The 16,798-nt window shown below is 62.9% G+C and carries 18 protein-coding genes and 1 tRNA gene; 9 read left to right on the forward strand and 10 right to left on the reverse strand.

The features are described 5' to 3' along the window. Positions 1 to 140 precede the first annotated feature (140 nt). From KJQ96_RS22895 to KJQ96_RS22915, 5 genes are all read right to left on the reverse strand, one after another. Positions 141 to 821 carry an MBL fold metallo-hydrolase gene (locus KJQ96_RS22895; protein WP_213288777.1) on the reverse strand — a complete coding sequence of 227 codons (681 nt, stop codon included), beginning with the start codon at positions 819 to 821 and terminating at the stop codon, positions 141 to 143. Beyond that, positions 794 to 1,111, reverse strand: coding sequence for a hypothetical protein (locus KJQ96_RS22900; RefSeq protein ID WP_213288778.1), 318 nt, complete (start codon positions 1,109 to 1,111; stop codon positions 794 to 796). Before KJQ96_RS22900 ends, KJQ96_RS22895 begins: the two co-directional genes overlap by 28 nt. Before the next feature lie 186 nt (positions 1,112 to 1,297). Continuing rightward, positions 1,298 to 2,797 carry a tripartite tricarboxylate transporter permease gene (locus KJQ96_RS22905; RefSeq protein ID WP_213288779.1) on the reverse strand — a complete coding sequence of 500 codons (1,500 nt, stop codon included), beginning with the start codon at positions 2,795 to 2,797 and terminating at the stop codon, positions 1,298 to 1,300. Beyond that, complete coding sequence (locus KJQ96_RS22910; RefSeq protein WP_213288780.1) at positions 2,797 to 3,297, reverse strand: tripartite tricarboxylate transporter TctB family protein; 501 nt, start codon at positions 3,295 to 3,297, stop codon at positions 2,797 to 2,799. Before KJQ96_RS22910 ends, KJQ96_RS22905 begins: the two co-directional genes overlap by 1 nt. Continuing rightward, complete coding sequence (locus tag KJQ96_RS22915; protein ID WP_213288781.1) at positions 3,294 to 4,262, reverse strand: tripartite tricarboxylate transporter substrate binding protein; 969 nt, start codon at positions 4,260 to 4,262, stop codon at positions 3,294 to 3,296. The genes KJQ96_RS22910 and KJQ96_RS22915 overlap by 4 nt, the downstream gene beginning before the upstream one ends. A 313-nt stretch (positions 4,263 to 4,575) precedes the next feature. Between KJQ96_RS22915 and KJQ96_RS22920 the strand changes: the two genes are divergently transcribed. Beyond that, complete coding sequence (locus KJQ96_RS22920) at positions 4,576 to 5,295, forward strand: glutathione S-transferase family protein (RefSeq protein ID WP_213288782.1); 720 nt, start codon at positions 4,576 to 4,578, stop codon at positions 5,293 to 5,295. 36 nt (positions 5,296 to 5,331) lie between these two features. Here KJQ96_RS22920 and KJQ96_RS22925 read toward each other — a convergent pair whose 3' ends face one another. Continuing rightward, the gene (locus KJQ96_RS22925; RefSeq protein WP_213288783.1) at positions 5,332 to 8,373 is read right to left on the reverse strand and encodes a PAS domain S-box protein; all 3,042 of its coding nucleotides are present in this window, start codon (positions 8,371 to 8,373) and stop codon (positions 5,332 to 5,334) included. 289 nt (positions 8,374 to 8,662) lie between these two features. Between KJQ96_RS22925 and KJQ96_RS22930 the strand changes: the two genes are divergently transcribed. The 6 genes from KJQ96_RS22930 (at position 8,663) to KJQ96_RS22955 (ending at position 11,802) form a co-directional block, all read left to right on the forward strand. Further along, on the forward strand, positions 8,663 to 9,046 hold the full coding sequence (locus KJQ96_RS22930; RefSeq protein ID WP_213288784.1) for a phasin family protein: 384 nt from the start codon (positions 8,663 to 8,665) through the stop codon (positions 9,044 to 9,046). A gap of 260 nt (positions 9,047 to 9,306) precedes the next feature. Beyond that, positions 9,307 to 9,741, forward strand: coding sequence for a phasin (locus tag KJQ96_RS22935; RefSeq protein WP_213288785.1), 435 nt, complete (start codon positions 9,307 to 9,309; stop codon positions 9,739 to 9,741). 211 nt (positions 9,742 to 9,952) lie between these two features. After that, positions 9,953 to 10,029, forward strand: a tRNA-His gene (locus tag KJQ96_RS22940). Positions 10,030 to 10,158: 129 nt separating this feature from the next. Beyond that, positions 10,159 to 10,515 carry a hypothetical protein gene (locus KJQ96_RS22945; protein ID WP_213288786.1) on the forward strand — a complete coding sequence of 119 codons (357 nt, stop codon included), beginning with the start codon at positions 10,159 to 10,161 and terminating at the stop codon, positions 10,513 to 10,515. A 100-nt stretch (positions 10,516 to 10,615) separates the two neighbouring features. Continuing rightward, entirely contained in the window at positions 10,616 to 10,945 is a 330-nt protein-coding gene (locus tag KJQ96_RS22950) for a hypothetical protein (protein WP_213288787.1), read from the forward strand. A gap of 176 nt (positions 10,946 to 11,121) precedes the next feature. Beyond that, complete coding sequence (locus KJQ96_RS22955; RefSeq protein WP_028350188.1) at positions 11,122 to 11,802, forward strand: ParA family protein; 681 nt, start codon at positions 11,122 to 11,124, stop codon at positions 11,800 to 11,802. A 185-nt stretch (positions 11,803 to 11,987) separates the two neighbouring features. Here KJQ96_RS22955 and KJQ96_RS41410 read toward each other — a convergent pair whose 3' ends face one another. Next, positions 11,988 to 12,122, reverse strand: coding sequence for a hypothetical protein (locus KJQ96_RS41410; protein ID WP_256441646.1), 135 nt, complete (start codon positions 12,120 to 12,122; stop codon positions 11,988 to 11,990). Positions 12,123 to 12,357: 235 nt separating this feature from the next. Between KJQ96_RS41410 and KJQ96_RS22960 the strand changes: the two genes are divergently transcribed. Continuing rightward, on the forward strand, positions 12,358 to 12,498 hold the full coding sequence (locus KJQ96_RS22960; RefSeq protein WP_213288788.1) for a hypothetical protein: 141 nt from the start codon (positions 12,358 to 12,360) through the stop codon (positions 12,496 to 12,498). Between the two features lie 49 nt (positions 12,499 to 12,547). On the opposite strand, the gene dapA is transcribed toward KJQ96_RS22960, so the two are convergent. The 3 genes from dapA to trxB form a co-directional block, all read right to left on the reverse strand. Then, the gene (dapA, locus tag KJQ96_RS22965; RefSeq protein ID WP_213288789.1) at positions 12,548 to 13,480 is read right to left on the reverse strand and encodes a 4-hydroxy-tetrahydrodipicolinate synthase; all 933 of its coding nucleotides are present in this window, start codon (positions 13,478 to 13,480) and stop codon (positions 12,548 to 12,550) included. Between the two features lie 556 nt (positions 13,481 to 14,036). After that, positions 14,037 to 14,957, reverse strand: a complete 921-nt coding sequence (locus tag KJQ96_RS22970) for a LysR family transcriptional regulator (RefSeq protein ID WP_028350191.1) — start codon at positions 14,955 to 14,957, stop codon at positions 14,037 to 14,039. Positions 14,958 to 14,959: 2 nt separating this feature from the next. Further along, on the reverse strand, positions 14,960 to 15,925 hold the full coding sequence (trxB, locus tag KJQ96_RS22975) for a thioredoxin-disulfide reductase (protein WP_213288790.1): 966 nt from the start codon (positions 15,923 to 15,925) through the stop codon (positions 14,960 to 14,962). Positions 15,926 to 16,204: 279 nt separating this feature from the next. On the opposite strand from trxB, the gene KJQ96_RS22980 reads away from it, so the two are divergent. After that, entirely contained in the window at positions 16,205 to 16,684 is a 480-nt protein-coding gene (locus KJQ96_RS22980) for an Lrp/AsnC family transcriptional regulator (RefSeq protein ID WP_213288791.1), read from the forward strand. Positions 16,685 to 16,798: the final 114 nt, after the last annotated feature.

Consider the following 16,798-nt stretch of genomic DNA (forward strand, 5'->3'; position numbering starts at 1 on the left):
ACTATCCGCCGGTGAACGGACATTCTCAGGATAAGCGGGCATGTCTCAAAGATCACAAAGCTGACTCAGATGCCGACCGGTTCTCCGCTACGGGCAGCAGTCGTCGTCCAATTGCCGACGGGCAAAGTGTCGCGAGGATATTACCCCTCGGCTGCGAATACGTAGCTGTTGCCATCCTTGGCCAGCGTGCCGGCGTTCGGCATCAACCAATGAGTACCCGAAATGGTGAGTTTGTCGGCAACCGCGCGATCGAAGATCTTCCTTCGCGTTTCGACAGCCATTTGCGGATCCTGGTCGATAGCAAGCTGCCACTCGGGATTTGTTGAAATGTGGGGCGCAAGATTGACCACGTCAGCGCTGATCAGAAACTGTTTGCCGCCGGAGGTGACCAGATGCGCGACCATTCCCGGGCTATGGCCGGGCGCCTGAATGGCGTGCACACCGGGCAGGAGTTCTGGTTCTCCCTCAAAGGGCCTGACGTTTTTCCAAGTCGCCACCGTAGCCTGAATGCGCTGGGCGAGGCCTTTGCGTGTAGGTCCGAGATCGATCGACTCGATTCCCGGGCGCGTCCACCATTTCAATTCCGCGGCGGGCACCACGATGTCGGCATCCGGAAAGACCTGCGCATTGCTCTCATTGTTCATGAGGCCATAAATGTGGTCGCCGTGGAGATGGGAGATGAGGATCGTTTTGACTGCCTTGGGGTCAAGGCCTGCCGCCGCCATGCTCTCGAATAGCCGGCCGTTCCCCTCACCATAAATCGGATGGCCGCCCGTGCCCGAGTCAATCAGGACTACTTGATCGTGCAGCTTGAGCGCCATGACGATAAACCGCAGGGGCGCCCGATTGTCGGGAAACCGGCACCACGCAACGCGGTCTTGACCTGTTCGGCGCTGACATTCCTGACCATGCCCTCCCGCAGCGGAACGTCACGCATGCCATCAATCAGAGAGAAGACTTCAATGTCGCCGACCTTGTATTTACGGAAAGGTTGCGTGACGGACTGTTGAGCATGAGCCGCGTCGACAAACGTGATCGGCTTGTCGATCCCAAACGCGGCGTAAGCACCGGCTGCGCCAAGTGTCAGGTCCCGACGCGAAATATCGGACAATCGTCGGCACTCCGCGCTGACTGAATAATCGAGCATATCGATGGGGCGTGCACTGCACAAGGTCGGCTTTGGGGTCTCATTCGCTACAGGCGCGACCCAGCAGCAAGTCCAGCCATCACGCCGAAAGCGGAATGAATTCAAACTCGCCTCAATCTGAATTTGGCTGCGCGCCAATGAGTCCACGCCCTAATCCTCGCTCGCCCTGAACCGGCCGAGCCCCTTCAGCACGAACGGCGCCACTAGCGCAATCAGCGCAATCCCGAGCAGCGTCGCCGACATCGGGCTCTGCAGCAGCACGATGGGATCGCCGAGGCTGATCGCGAGCGCGCGGCGCAACTGGCTTTCGGCGATTGGACCCAGGATGAGACCGACGACGACAGGTGCGATCGGGAGGTCGAACCGGCGCATCAGAAAGCCCAACACGCCGAAGGCTGCCAGCATCGACAGCTCGACCACCGAAGGTTTTGCGGCGATGGTGCCCATGGTCGCGAACACGAGAATGCCGGCGTACAGCCACGGCTGCGGGATCGCGAGCAGTTTTACCCACAGCCCGACCAGCGGCAGGTTGAGTACCAGCAGCATCACGTTGGCGATGAAGAGGCTCGCGATCAGGCCCCACACCAGGTCGGGCCGCTCGGCGAACAGCAGCGGTCCCGGGTTCAGCCCGTATTGCTGAAAGCCCGCCAGCATCATCGCAGCCGTCGCCGAGGTCGGAAGCCCCAGCGTCAATAGCGGCACAAGGGTGCCGGCAGCGGAGGCGTTGTTGGCAGCTTCCGGCCCGGCGACGCCTTCGATCGCGCCCTTGCCGAATTCCTCCGGATGCTTCGACAGCCGCTTCTCGGTCGAGTAGGACAGGAATGTCGGAATTTCCGCGCCACCCGCCGGAAGCGCGCCGATCGGAAAACCGAACATCGTTCCGCGCAGCCACGGCTTCCACGACCGCATCCAGTCCTGCTTCGTCATCCACAACGAGCCGCGCACCGGCTCGATCTTTTCCTCGGCGTGATGGCGGCGCGATGCGACGTAAAGCGCTTCGCCGACGGCGAACAGGCCGACGGCCAGCGTCGTCACCTCGACGCCGTCGAGCAGTTCGGGCGTGCCGAATGCGAGCCGGGCCTGGCCGGTGAGCTTGTCGATGCCGATCAGCCCGAGCGTCAGCCCGATGAACAGGCTGGTCAGCCCGCGGATCGGCGAATCGCCAAAGGTCGCGGACACCGTCACGAAGGCCACGCACATCAGCGCGAAATAATCTTCAGGCCCGAAACGCACGGCAAAATCCACCAGCCACGGTGCGAGAAAAGCCAGGCCGATGGTGGCAATGGTGCCCGCGACGAACGAGCCGATCGCCGACGTCGCCAGCGCCGGACCGCCGCGGCCGGCCTTGGCCATCTTGTTGCCTTCGAGCGCGGTCGCCATCGACGCGCTCTCGCCGGGCGTGTTGATGAGGATGGCGGTGGTCGAGCCGCCATACATGCCGCCGTAATAGATGCCGGCGAACATGATCAGCGAGCCGCCGGGATCGAGCTTGTAGGTCACCGGCAACAGCAACGCGACGGTGAGTGCCGGTCCGATGCCGGGCAGCACGCCCACGGCAGTGCCGAGGAACACGCCGATCAACGCATAAAGCAGGTTCATCGGCTGGACGGCGACGGCCATGCCATGCGCAAGCGCAGCGAAGGTTTCCATTACAGCAGTCTTTCCAGAGGGCCGGCAGGCAGGCTCAACGTCAGCAGCCGATCGAAGGCGAGATAGATCAGCGTGGTCATCACGAGCGCGATGATGAAGTCAGTGAGGAGTGCGCGGCGCCCGAACGCCGCCGAGGTGGTGACGAACAGCGCCGATGTCGCCAGGATGAAGCCCCCGCCGAGCCCGATGACGGCGATCAGCAGCGCAAGCCCACCGAGGATCAGCAGCACAGGCTTGGGATCGGCGCTCTCGCGCGGCGGCAGGTTGCCGCGCAACGTGTCGATCAGGTTGGCGATCGCGAGAATGCCGAGCCCGACCGCGACGACGACCGGCATCGCCTCCGGCCCCATGCCGTACATCGAAGTGGATGACAGACGGTTTGCGTCCCATACCAGCACCGCAGCCAGCACCGCGAGGGCCGCGGCGATGACCAGACCGGCGGCATCGATGCGCCGCGAGGCCGGCCGCTGCGGAAGATCGCTGGACTCGCTGTCCGTCATGATTTGACGAGACCGACCGACTTCAGCACGTCGGTGACGCGCGTCGTTTCCTTCTTCAGGAAGTCGGCGAACGCATCGCCGGAAAGATAGGCGTCATCCCAGCCCTTCTGCTTCAGAATGTCCTTCCAGGCGTCGGACTTGACCATCTTCTCGACCGCGTCGCTCAACGTCTTGCGCTGTTCCGGTGTAATGCCGGGAGGCGCGACCACCGAGCGCCAATTGGCGAGCACGAGGTCGATCCCTTGTTCCTTGAAGGTCGGAATATCGATGCCGGCGATACGCTTCTCCGAGGTCACGCCGAGCGCGCGCAATTTGCCGGATTTGATCTGTCCTTCGTATTCGCTCAGGCCCGAAATGCCTGCGGTGACCTTGCCGCCGAGAATGGCCGCCAGCGACTCGCCGCCGCCGGAAAATGGAATGTAGTTGATCTTCTTGGCGTCGGCGCCGATCGTTCCCGCAAACAACGCTGCCATCACGTGATCAACGCCGCCGGCCGAGCCGCCGGCAAAGGTTACCTTGGCGATGTCGGCCTTCACGGCCGCGGCCAGATCCTGCGCCGTCTTGAGCGGCGAATTCGCCGGCACCACGATCACCTGGATTTCATCGGTCAGCCGCGCAATCGGCGTCACCTGTTCGAGCGTCACCGGCGACTTGTTCATGGCGAGCGCGCCGACCATGACGAAGCCGTTCACCATCATCTGGTTGCCGTCGCCCTTGGCACCATTGACGAACTGCGCGATGCCGATGCTGCCGCCGGCGCCGGCCACGTTGGTGACCTGGACGCTGCGGGCGATCTTGGCGGCGACCAAAGCCTGCTGCATCGCGCGGGCGGTCTGATCCCAGCCCCCGCCGGGCGCCGCGGGCGCCATGATCTTGAGCTCGAGCTGCTGCGAGAGGGCAGGCGCTGTGGCTGCAAGCGTCAACGCGACGGCCGCGCCGAACAGGCGCGTATGAAACGGCATCATGGGATTTCCTCCAGGCTCACGTGGAGCCGCTGTGTGTCAATTCGTCGCATATCAGCCGGAAAACCCGCCGCTGTCCAGAAGGACCTTTGCGTGGGCGGACCGGATCTCAAAGATTTCGCCAGGGCTTTGAAGCTCGTGCGTTTTTGGCCTTCGGACTTGCCTGATCGAAAGTGAAACGCCAATTGCTTGGCACACGTCCGAAGAGGCGCCGTGCATTGTGTTGCCTTGGCCTGGCTGTGGCGCCTGAATAAGACGCGATGACGAAGGGGCCACGGCCTCGGAGGCGAACGCCGCTGATGATTGAGGGGAATCGATGCACGAGAATGCTCAATCCGGTCGAGAAGCCGATCCAAGCAGCGGCCGCAAGATGCGGCTGTTCTCCGCCGCCCTGAGCATGTTCGGCGCAAAGGTTCAGATCGCTGCACACGAGAAGGATATCGATTTCGAACTGGTCATGGTCCCCTTCACCCAGAAGGAGGGTTATGCGCCGAAGCATCCGGAAGTCCTGCGCATCAATCCGAAGCGCCAGGTCCCGGTGCTGATCGATGGCGATCTCGATATTTTCGATTCCACCCAGATCTTCGAGTATCTCGAAGACATCAAGCCGAGCCCTGCGCTGTGGCCCGCGACTCCTGCCGCGCGAGCCTGGGCTCGCCGGCTGGAGCACGAATCGGACGAGGTCTATTTCCCGCACATCATCAAATTGATGCCGCTCTGGAATACGCCAAGCGATCCCGCTGGGAAGCCCGCGCGCGAGGCCGCTGCTGCCTATTATCGAACCATGGAGCGTGTCCTTGGCGACCGCGAGTTTCTCGCCGGCGAATATTCCTTTGCCGATATCGCGTTCTATATGGCCCAGCTCTTCGGTGCCCGCATGGGTGCCGACATGACCGGCGAAACGCCGAGACTTCTGCAATGGCGACAGCGCATGACGACGAGACCGGCCGTCATCAAGGTCGTTCGACCGATGGCCGATTATTTGCGCAGCGATGGCCGCAGCGTTCCAGCGTTTCTCTCGCCAATAGCGACGTGATCGGCGCCGCGGCTACCCACGCCCGTTCGTCTCCGGCTACGCCCGCACCACCGCGGGCGGAAACACGATCTCGATCAGGGTGCCAGAGCGGCCGCCGGTCTTGATCTGGAATTTGGCGCGGTTGGCTTCGACGAGCGCCTTGGTCAGCGACAGGCTGACGGCCGCACTCTCGGACTGATCCGACGGCGCCCGCGTGCGGAACGGCTCGAGGGCTGCGGCAACCTCATTGTCGTTGAGGCCGTTACCGGTGTCGCGGACCCGCAGCATCACCTCGCCGAAATCGGACAGCGCGGTCGAGACGATGACCTGGCCGCCGGCATTGGCGAGATGGATCGAATTGCCGATCAGGTTCAGCGTGATCTGGCGCAACGCCTGCGCGTCCGCGATCACTGGCGGCAGCGTGTGCGCGAGCGAAGTGCGGATGATGATGCGCTCACGATTGGCCTGCGGCTGCATCACCGCCACGCAGCTCTCGACCAGCTCGTTGAGATTCTGGTTGGTGAAGGCGAGATCGAGCTTGCCGGTTTCGATTCGGCTGAGATTGAGCAGGTCGTTGACGATGGCGATCACGTGTTCGCCGGCGGCGCGGATGTCCTTCATGTATTCGCGGTAACGCTCGTTGCCGAGCGCGCCGAAACGCTCTCCGATCATCACTTCGGCAAAGCCGATGATGGCGTTCAGCGGTATTCGCACCTCGTGGCTGATCCGGGCCAGCACGTCGGCCTTGGCGTTGGCGGCGCGTTCCGCCAGCCGCCGCGCCTCGCGCAACTCGCTCTCGGTCTTCTTGGCCTGCGAGAGATCGCGGAACACCGCGAAGAAATTCGGGCCGTCCGGGCGGGTACGGCCGATGGTCATCGACAGCGGAATGATGCCGCCCTTGCTTTCGCGGCCGAGCACCTCGCGGCCGTGATCGAGCAGGCTTTCGACGCCGGAGGCCTTGATGCCGGCGAGATATTCGAACACGCCGTGCTGGCTTTCGGGCGCAAAGAGATCGGCGAGATTGCGTTGGACCAGTTCGTCGCCGTCATAGCCGAACAGCGCTTCGGCGCTGCGGTTGGCTGCATGGATGTTGCCTTCGGCATCGAACATCAAGATGCCTTCGGCTGTGGTATCGAGGATGGCGGCGAGTTCTTCGGCATTGGCATGGCCGACGTCGGACGGTTCGGGGATGTCCAGCTCCGCTACCGGCTCGGCTTGCGAGATGGCGGCCGCGATCGCCGCGCCCTCATGGCGCGTGGTCGAGAAGATCAGGGCCAGCGCCGAATCGCCGTCCCATGAAATCGTGTGGAGGCGGGCCTCGGCGGCCGATGGCGGCGCATCTGCATCCGCGGGCCCGCTCGCGGAAATCGTCACCGGCCTGCCGGTGTCCGATGTCGAGGACGCATTCGACGTGCCGGGTTCGACATAGAGCGCGTCGAGGCCGCCGGCATCTTCCAGCGCATGCAGGCTGGCATAGCCCATCTGCGTCAGGAAGGCGGGGTTGGCATACAGCAGGCGGTCGAGGCGATAGATCAGGATGCCGACGGGTAAGAGATCGAGCAGCGCCTTGTCGCGCGCGGCTTCGCCATGCGCGGGCGGTTCAGGCGGTGCCAGCCATTCGGGCGGCTCGCCGGCTGGCGCGCGCGCGAACGACGCGACGGTTGGTTCAAAGATCGTTTCACCGGTGACGTTCGGCACCGCCTCGTTACCATTCTCGGTGTCGAGCCGCGCCGACAATTGCCGCGCGAGTTCGTCGAAGGCGCTGTTCTCGATCGGCGTCAGCGATAGCTGCTTCGCCTCGCCGGGGACGCGGAATGGCACGACGTTGGGAGCGTCTGCGGGCAATTCCATCACGGTGTCCTTCAAGGCCTCGTTGGCGCTTTCCTTGACGCTTGGCTCGACGCTTTCGTCGACGCTTTCCTTGGGAGGTTCCACGGGCGTTTCCAGATCGTTTTGATGTGAAGTCTCGGCAGCAATCGGTTCGGGCAAATCGTCGACCAAAGGCGGTGCAACGCCCGTCGGGCTGGGAAATTTCGGGGCGGGCGCTTCTTGCGGCATTGCCATCTCGCCGGACAATTCCGCCAGGCGGAGGGCGGCGAGCAGGGCGAGGGCGTCGAAATCGCGGCAGACGCCAAAGCCGCGATAGCCGATGAAATTCCGCTGCCCGTCGAAGATCGGCAAACCGGACAGTTCAACCGGCAGCGTGCTGCCGCCATCGACCGGCCAGTTCAGCACGATGCCGCTCCAGGTCGCGCATGTGGCGAACGCCTTCATCACCCGCCCGTTGGGATCGAGAGCAAATTTCTCGGCGATCTCGCGCCATGGCCGCCCGAAGCTGGCCGTGGTGCGCGGGCCGATCAGGCCGGTGAATTCGTCGGTGCCGAGCGTGAAGCGGCCTTCCCGATCCATCTGCCAGGTGAAGCGCAGCGGCAGGCGGCGGGTCGGCTGCCTGGCGAATGCTTCGAGCGCCGGGAATGGCGTGCGTGGAGCGGGCTCCGTCGCGGCCGGCTCCTCCGTGGTGGCTGGCTCGGCAAAGGCATCGAACAATGCAAACTCGGCGGGCGCTTCGCCGGATTGCGCCGGCTGTTCGTAATCGGGAGCCGGCTGCGGCGCGATCGCTTGCTCCATGACGGGCGCGCCCGGCTGCGGGCCGGGTGTTAACGCTGTGGCCTCGGGCTGCATCTCGTTCTCGGGCGGCTCATGCGCCCGCGCCAGCCGCGGCGAGATCAGCGCGATGTCGCCGGCGGCGATCAGGACACCATGGCTGCCATTGGCAAAGTCGAACCGCGAACAGCCGCAGGTCGCAAGCATGCCGGGCGCCGCGCCAAACCCCTGTAACCGCTCCAGGCGGATGGCGCCGTTGGCAAGCAGCCGTCCTGTAAGCCGCGCGATCTGCCGCCGGTGCCGGTCGGCCGGTCCGAAGGTCTTCTCAGCAAGGGCTGCGGCGCTGGCGGCGCCGAACAGGCGGACGCCGGCCGGATTTGCCCACAGGATCCGCCTGCCGTCGGCCGTCCATAGCCATGCGGGCAGGCGGCTCGCCGTATAGGCCGCCAATCGCGGATCGCCCTGCGCCCGCCACTGAAATTCCGCGTCCTTCATCGCAACTACATGACCGTCCGGCGTCACGATCGGCAGCCAAAATGCCGATAACGTTAAGGGATCGTTACTATCGCAAGCCGGCGGCGGCAGTCCACGGCCCGGCGGGCCGGCAGTGATTTAAGCGGCGGATAACCTGAACCCGGCTGAACCCTTTGGCCGCCGGCCGCGTTGGGTGGTTGCAAACGGCCGTCAAGGGTTCAACGGGGAACTCCCCGGCGCCGCATCCGTCCCCGGAGCGGCCCCCTGACAGTATCCGGACGCAATCCCAGCCACTGCAAAGGAACGCACCATGAGTGACGAAGTGCGAGACCGTTTCGAGATACCCAAGGAAATGCGATCGATGGCGGAAGCGAGCCTGGAGCAGGCCCGCAAGACGTTTGAGAAATTCGTCGCCGCCGCGCAGACCACCGCCGATACCATCGAGGAGCGTAATGCCACGGTGCGCGAGGGCGCCAAGGATGTCCGGCAGAAGGCCGTCGCCTATGCCGAGAAGAACGTGCAGGGCTCGCTCGATTACGCGCAGTCACTCTTGAAGGCCAAGGATCTGGCCGAGGTAACGCGGCTGCACAGCGAATATGTGCAGGGACAAATGCGTGTGCTGGCGGAGCAGGCCAGCGAAATGAGCCAGATCGTCGGCAAGGCCGCCATGGATGCGGCGAAGCCGAAAGCCTGACCCGCCCGCAGCGGGCAGTATTGCACCCGCGAAATGGACCGGCTGGAACGCGCATCCGGTGCGGGTTCCTATGCGGCGTCGCACCAGAAATTGCAGTGCGTTGCACAAATTTGACACGATATGGGTGCTTATTGGGCGAGCCCGTGGACGGGCAAACTTCCGTGAGTGCGTGTGTGTACGTGATCCCTTCCGGCGTTCCGATCATCCGCCCGGCACCCGCCAGGGAACATCGATTAACCCCATTGTGAAGGATGCAACCCGTGACCAGCTCCACCGATCCCTTCTCCGCCGCCATCATTCCCTTTGAAGTTCCCGAGCAGATGCGCGCACTCGCCGAAAAGGGCGTTTCGCAGGCCCGCGACAGCTACGCCAAGTTCAAGGATGCAGCCGAAACCCATAACGGTACCATCGAGGCCGTGTTCACCACCGCCAGCAAGGGCGCCAGCGAGTACAACGCCAAGCTGATCGAGTTCTTCAAGGCCAACACCTCGTCCTCGCTCGATTTTGCGCAGGAGCTGCTCGGCGCGAAGACGCCGGCGGCGGCGCTCGAGCTGTGGACCGCGCACGCCAAGAAGCAGTACGAGGCCTTCACCGCGCAGGCCAAGGAGCTTGCCGAGCTCGGCCAGAAGGTTGCGACCGAGACCGTTGAGCCGATCAAGGCCTCCGCCTCGAAGTACTACAAGCCCGCCGCCTGATCGGGCCCGCATCGCCACGAAAAGCCCGGGCGAAACGGCCCGGGCTTTTTGCTGTCACGGGACCATTGCAGGGCCGGCGCGATCCGCGTTTGAACGCAACACGCGCCCAAAACGACTATAATCAGACGCTCCCCGGCCTTGCCAAAGGCCGGCGTTGCACCTAGTTTCCGGCCAATTCGCGCGCCCCTCTTTGGGGCTTCCGCGTGAGGATGCAGTTGTAGCTCAGTTGGTTAGAGCGCCTGTCTGTGGAACAGGAGGTCGGTGGTTCGAGCCCACCCAACTGTACCAGCTTTTACTTCCCTGAATTGCCGCTCGCCTGCCGCGACACTCGTGCTGTGGCGCGTTGTCCAGCCGCGCTTGCCAAGCCCCAACCGTTCACCCACTATTTCCGGGAATCATTGCGGCTTGGGGGAATTCATGGCGATCTTTCGGATCGAAAATTTTCAGCTCGGATTGTTGCTTGCCGCCGCACTCGCGGTATCGATCTCGCCCGCCGTCGGTCAGACCTACACACCCGAACAGGAGCAGGCCTGCACCGGCGACGCGTTCCGGCTCTGCAGCTCCGATATCCCTGACATCAGCCGTGTCACCGCCTGCATGGTGCGCAAAAAGTCGCAGCTCTCGCCGGCTTGCCGGGCGCACTTCCGCTCCGAGCCCGATGAAATCACGGCCCGGCCGGTGGGCCGGCCGACCATCATCCGGCCGGCAGTGCCGCGCAAAGCCGCTGCCGCAAAGCCGCGCAAAACCAAAAAGCCGGCGAAACCTGCGACTTGACAGGCATTACGCCATTTTAAGGTTTCCTCGCGCGGCAGACTGACGCCTTGTTTGCGGCGTCTGCAATGAACATCTCCCATGGGGAAGAGGAGAGGGTTCATTGATAGATCACAGTAGAGAACTCGACCGGCATTTTGCCTGGTTCGAGAGGAAGCTGCCGCCGGGGCCGGCGAAGTTCGTCGGCTGGGTGCGCAAGCCGTCGTCGATCTATGTCCGAGTACCGCTCGCCATACTGCTGGTCGTCGGCGGCTTTCTCAGCTTCCTGCCGGTGCTCGGGCTCTGGATGCTGCCGCTCGGACTCCTTTTGTTCGCGCAGGACATCCCGCCGCTGCAGAAGCCGTTGGCGCTGGGGCTTGGATGGATCGAACGCAAATGGCTCGAACGTCAGCGCGCAAAACTCGAGCGAGAGCGCGCAAAAGGCGCGCAGTAAGCCAAGCAGGATGGGCTTTCAATTCCTTCTCAAGGTCACCGGGGTTGCACGGTGTGACTCAAAAACCAGCCTTATTGGCAATTAAGTGGCTTCATCGCGGCGGGTGATAAATTTTTCTTTCACGAATCACCGCGCTGATTCATTTTCGGCTTCTGGGGTCAACTGGAGGCCAAGGTATGAACGTAATTGTTTTTGCATCACGTAAAGGGGGCTCGGGAAAAAGTACCCTGGCTGCTCACCTCGCTGCCCATGTTCATAAGGCAACGAAGCCCATCCTGCTTGTCGATGCCGATCCGCAGGGCTCACTTACGCTCTGGCACAAATTGCGCGGCACCAACGAGCCGCCGATCAAGCCCGCGGTGAATTCCGTCAGCGGCATCGTCGCTGCCGCCAAGCGCGACGGCATCGAATGGGTGTTCATCGATACGCCGCCGAATTTGTCGGCCGTCGTCGACGATGCGATCCGCAACGCCACCATGGTGATCATTCCGGCGCGGCCCGGCGTGTTCGACGTCAACGCGGTGCAGGAAACCATTCAGACCTGTCGTTCGGCGCGCAAGCCCTACGCGGTCGTGATCAACGGTGCGCCTGCCGAACGCGACGGCGCCGAGAGCCGCATCGTCAGCCTCGCGCGCGAAGCGCTGGCGAAATTCCGCGCGCCGGTGTGGAGCGGTCAGATCACCAACCGCGCCGATCTGATCATGGCGCTGAGCCAGGGCGAAGGCGCCCGCGAATACTACGCGGAAGGCCGGGCGGCTGCGGAGATCAGCAGGCTGTGGGGCGCGATCGAACGTTCGATCAAGGCGATCCGCGGAACGGCGTCGGCATCGGGCGCCATGCACAAGCAGGCGGCGTAACAACGCCGCTCTCGATCTGCCGGACTGATAAAGAACGCGCGGGCTCCGCGCGTTTTTCTTTTATGGATTATTTTGCCGTCATTCCGGGATGATGCGTTAGCACCAGCCCCGGAATCTCGAGATTCTCAGGTGCGCAAGTGCACACCATAGTTCGATGCTTCGCATCGCCCCGGAATGACAGTGCCCTACGCCACCATCAGCACGTAGAACACGACGACCGGCGACAGCGTCAGGATCACCGACCAGATGCCGACGGCCCACAGAATGTCCTCGGTTGAAAAACCCTGTTGTCCAGGAATGCTGTTGTTCTCGAAATGCACGACGCGCCCCCGCGTTTTTCTGTTGTATGGGGATGCTGATATGCGAACGGTTTTAAAAACCCGCTTGCGATTTCGCTTGCATTTGACCGCACCTGCTACCGCCGATTAACCACCGCTATGCCTGGTTAATATTTGCTGACCGCACGGCGTCAAAGTCGATCGAAGTCTCGCCTGCAACATTAGAATTTTAAACATATGGATCTCCCCGGCTCAGAAAAACGACGGGGGAAAAGCGATGAGCATGCACGACAAGAAATATCCGATTGCCGAGTACGCCCAGAGCATGCACGACGTTCTTCTGGTGTCGTCATTCGCCGCCTGGGCAATGCTGCTCGGCTTCGCGCCCGTGATGGCCTATCGCCTGCTGGTCAGCTAATTCCATTTCTCCCTCTCGCTGGTGAGACGAGAGGGAGCCGCTGCCAGCCTTAAGCGCGCCGCAAAAGCTGTGGCCTGCGCCGCTCGATCTCCTCGTCGAGCAACGCCGCCAACTCCGCGCTTATCTCCACCATCGGCAGACGAACCTCGGCGCTGTCGATCAGTCCGTTGCTCGCCAGCCAGTATTTTGCAGGCGCCGGGCTCGGCTCGGCAAACAACAGCCGGGTCAGCCGGGAGAGCTCCTTCCAGCACGCCCGCGCGCCGTCGCGGTCGCCCTGCGCGAGCAGCGTCCGCAGCGATGCGAAGGCCGCGGTCTCCAGATGCGCCGACAACAGGATCGCGCCATCGGCGCCGTCGGCAAGCGCGTCGTGATACTCGGCGTCTTCGCCGGTCAGCACGCGAAAGCCTGCCGGCCGTCTCGCCAGAAGGTCAATCGACTGCGCGCGGTCGGCGCCGCAATCCTTCATGCCGACGATGTTCGGATGCTGCGCAAGCTGCAGCAACGTCTCATTGGTGAGGCTGACGCCCGTCCGGTAGGGAATGTTGTAGAGCACGATCGGCCATGAGGCGTGATCGGCGAGGGCGGTGAAGTGCTGCACGAGGCCGCGCTGCGTCGGCCGGATGTAATAGGGGCTCGCGATCAGATAGCCGTCGATCGGCCAGGTCGCCGTCTCATCCAGCGCATCGAGCATCTTCGCGGTGGAGGCGCCGGACAGGCCGAGCAGGATCGGCAAGTGGCGCTGGCTGGCGGAGAACTCGCTCTGCGTCAGCGTCACCAGCCGCTCGAGTTCGCCTGCGCGGAGCGACATGCCTTCGCCCGACGTCGCCGCGAGAATGAAGCCGTCGACGGGGCCAGCCGCATAGTGTCGGACGAGCCGGCGCAGCGACGCCTCGTCGAGTTCGCCGTCGCGAAACGGCGTGATCAGCGGCAGCCACAGGCCCTGCAGCCGGCTTGCCAGGTCGTTGGTCGAAGGGGCAGTCATCGTTCCATCTCCTTGGGGGTAAGCGCCGGAGACGGGACCAACAAAAAACCCCGTCCAGACGGCGGGGTTCGGGATCGTGGGTTCGCGACAGACTAGCGCGCGCGTCGATCTCGGGTCCCCGGATGGGGACCTTTTTTCGACGACAGTGCTGCGCACGAACTCGTGATCATGTGCGGATGATGGAGGCCGAGAACCTCAATGTCAATCTGTGCGGGAACATGACACTGACGCAAAAAAAAGCCGGGCCCGAAAGAGCCCGGCTTGAGGTATTGGCCACGTGAGGCCGACACAATCACCTTCCAAGAGGGATTACTGAACCGCCGCGTCACTGGAGGAGGGGGACATATGCGCGACGCGACCGCTCAGCGTTTGAGCACTATGATCCTCATCAGTGCCTTGCAGCAACCGTCCGAGCCGCATGTCAGTCATGCGGAGAGCGGGGCCTCTATAAAATAGGCTAATCCGGAGCGCGGAAGACGGAGCGCCACCGTTTCTAACTTTTATTTTGGACCATGATCTTTCCGGAAAACCGGTCCCCACTTTTCCGGATCATGCTCTACGAGGGCCAGCGCTGCGCCTTGCTCACCACGAAGTCGCGGAATACCTGCACGCGTGCGACCGTCTTCAGTTCCTCGGGATAGACGAAATACGTATCCACCGCGATCGAATCGGTTTCGCCGAACAACTGCACCAGGCGGTTGTTCTCCTCGACCAGATAGTCGGGCAGGGCGGCGATGCCGAGCCCCTGCTGGCAGGCTCGAACGAGCCCTAAGATATTATTCACCTTGAAGTAGGCTTCGCGCGGACCCGAGCCGTTGCGGCCGGCGTCGATCAGCCAGCTCCGGTTCTGCAGATGCGGCGGCACCTGCGCATCGCCGAGCATGATGATGCGGTGCGAATCGAGGTCGTCCAGCGTCCGCGGCGTGCCGAAGCGCTTGATGTATTCCGGCGAGCAATAGGCATGGAAGCCGATCGAGAACAGCTTGCGCTGGATCAGGTCGGGCTGGGTCGGCTTGCGGGTCCGGATCGCGACGTCGGCCTCGCGCATCGACAGATCGAGATCCTCGTCGGTGACGATCAGCGAGATGCGGATATCAGGATAAAGCGCGGTGAACTCGTCGAGCCGCGGGATCAGCCAGTTGATGCCGAGCGCGGGCGGCGTCGTGATCTTGAGGTCGCCGCTCGGCCGCTCGCGGCTGTCGGTGAGCTTTGCGCGCGCCGCCTGCAATTGCATGAAGACGTCATGCGCCGTGCGGAACAAAAGATCGCCCTGCTCGGTGAGGATGAGCCCGCGCGCGTGGCGGTGGAACAGCGACACCGCGAGCTCCTGCTCCAGCGCACTGACCTGCCGCGACACCGCGGATTGCGAGAGCCCCAGTTGCTCGCCGGCATGGGTAAAGCTTCCCGCTTCCGCCGCCGCGTGAAAGACCTTCAGCTTGTCCCAGTCCATGTCAAATCCGTCTCGTGTTCTAGGCATGACTATTCAGCCGCTGCGCGATCGCTCGCGCGCAAAGCCAGGAAACGTTCGGCCTCGAGGGCTGCCATGCAGCCGAGGCCGGCAGCCGTGACCGCCTGGCGGTAGGTTTCGTCCGCCACGTCACCGGCGGCGAACAGGCCGGGTATCGAGGTTGCGGTCGAGTTCGGCGCCACCTCGACATAGCCTGATGGCTTCAGCTTGATCTGGCCTTTGACGAGGTCGGTTGCCGGCGCATGCCCGATGGCGATGAAGACGCCGTCGGCCGCAACCTTCGTGAGTGCGCCGGTCTTGACGTTCTTCAGGCGCACATGGGTGACCTTGGTCGGGTTCTCGGCGCCACAGATCTCGTCGATCGCCGAGTCCCACACCACCTTGATCTTCGGATTCTTGAACAGCCGATCCTGCAGGATGCGCTCGGCGCGGAAATGATCGCGGCGATGCACGATCGTAACCTGCGAGGCGAAGTTGGTCAGGAACATCGCCTCCTCGACCGCTGTATTGCCGCCGCCGACCACGATCACTTCCTTGCCGCGATAGAAGAAGCCGTCGCAGGTTGCGCAGGCCGAGACGCCAAAACCCTTGAACTTTTCTTCCGAGGGAATGCCGAGCCAGCGCGCCTGCGCGCCGGTGGCGAGGACCACGGTTTCCGCAAGATAGACGTCGCCGCTATCGCAGGTCAGGCGGAACGGCCGGTGCGCCATTTCAAGCTTGTTGACGAGATCGGTGACGATTTTGGTGCCGACATGGGCCGCCTGCTTCTCCATCTGCTCCATCAGCCAGGGGCCCTGGATGACGTCGGCAAAGCCCGGATAGTTTTCCACGTCGGTGGTGATGGTGAGTTGTCCGCCGGGCTGGATGCCCTGGATCAGCACCGGCTCCAGCATCGCGCGCGCCGCGTAGATCGCCGCGGTGTAGCCGGCGGGGCCGGAACCGATAATGACGACCTTGGCATGTATAGGCGCAGGCATCGGCGGATCCCTCTCTTATTCGGGGGTTTGTTTTTGACTTGAGTAGAAGCGCCCGGAAGGACGTCGCGGGGCGCTGAAAGTGTCAAATCCAAGTCTAAGATATCTGGGTAGCTATGCAAGAATTGCAATTCATCCCAGCGAATTTTCCCCGGAACTGAAGTAACAATCGCGAAATACAGCGTCGCACGCGCAATAAAATTGCGCAAGCCGCCCGGCGTGCGCTAAGAGAGTTGCCAGTAAGGCCGGCCCACGGGGCCAGAATTAGGGAACCCGACGCGCGTGTCGAAGAATCTTGACGAAATCGACCTTCGAATTCTTGCCGAAATCCAGGCCGATGGCCGAATCACCAACGTGGAACTGGCCAAGCGCGTCGGTATCTCGCCGCCGCCCTGCCTGCGCCGGGTCCGCACGTTGGAGGAAGAAGGCTACATCCAGGGCTATCGGGGCCTGTTGGATCCGCGTCGGCTAGGCTTCGACGTCACCGTGTTTGCTTCCGTCCATTTGTCCAGCCAGGCGGATGCGGATTTGCGCGCGTTCGAGGATTTTGTCCGCGCCGAGCCCTTGGTGCGGGAATGCTGGATGCTGTCGGGCGAGGTCGATTTCATCCTCAAATGCGTCGCGCCCGACATGGCGACGTTTCAGGATTTCGTCACGCACCTGACAGCCGCGCCGCATGTACGCAACGTCAGGACGTCACTCGTGCTGCACAATTCGAAATATGAAGCGGCGGTGCCGCTCGATGTGAAAGTGACGGGGTGAGGTTGAGAAGTCATTCCGGGGCGATGCGAAAGCATCGAACTCTGGTGCGCAATTGCGCACCAGAGAATCTCGAGATTCCGGGTTCGCGTCTTCGACGCGCCCCGGAATGACTGA

Origin of the sequence: Bradyrhizobium sp. sGM-13, assembly GCF_018398875.1 — a bacterium.
GTDB lineage: Bacteria > Pseudomonadota > Alphaproteobacteria > Rhizobiales > Xanthobacteraceae > Bradyrhizobium.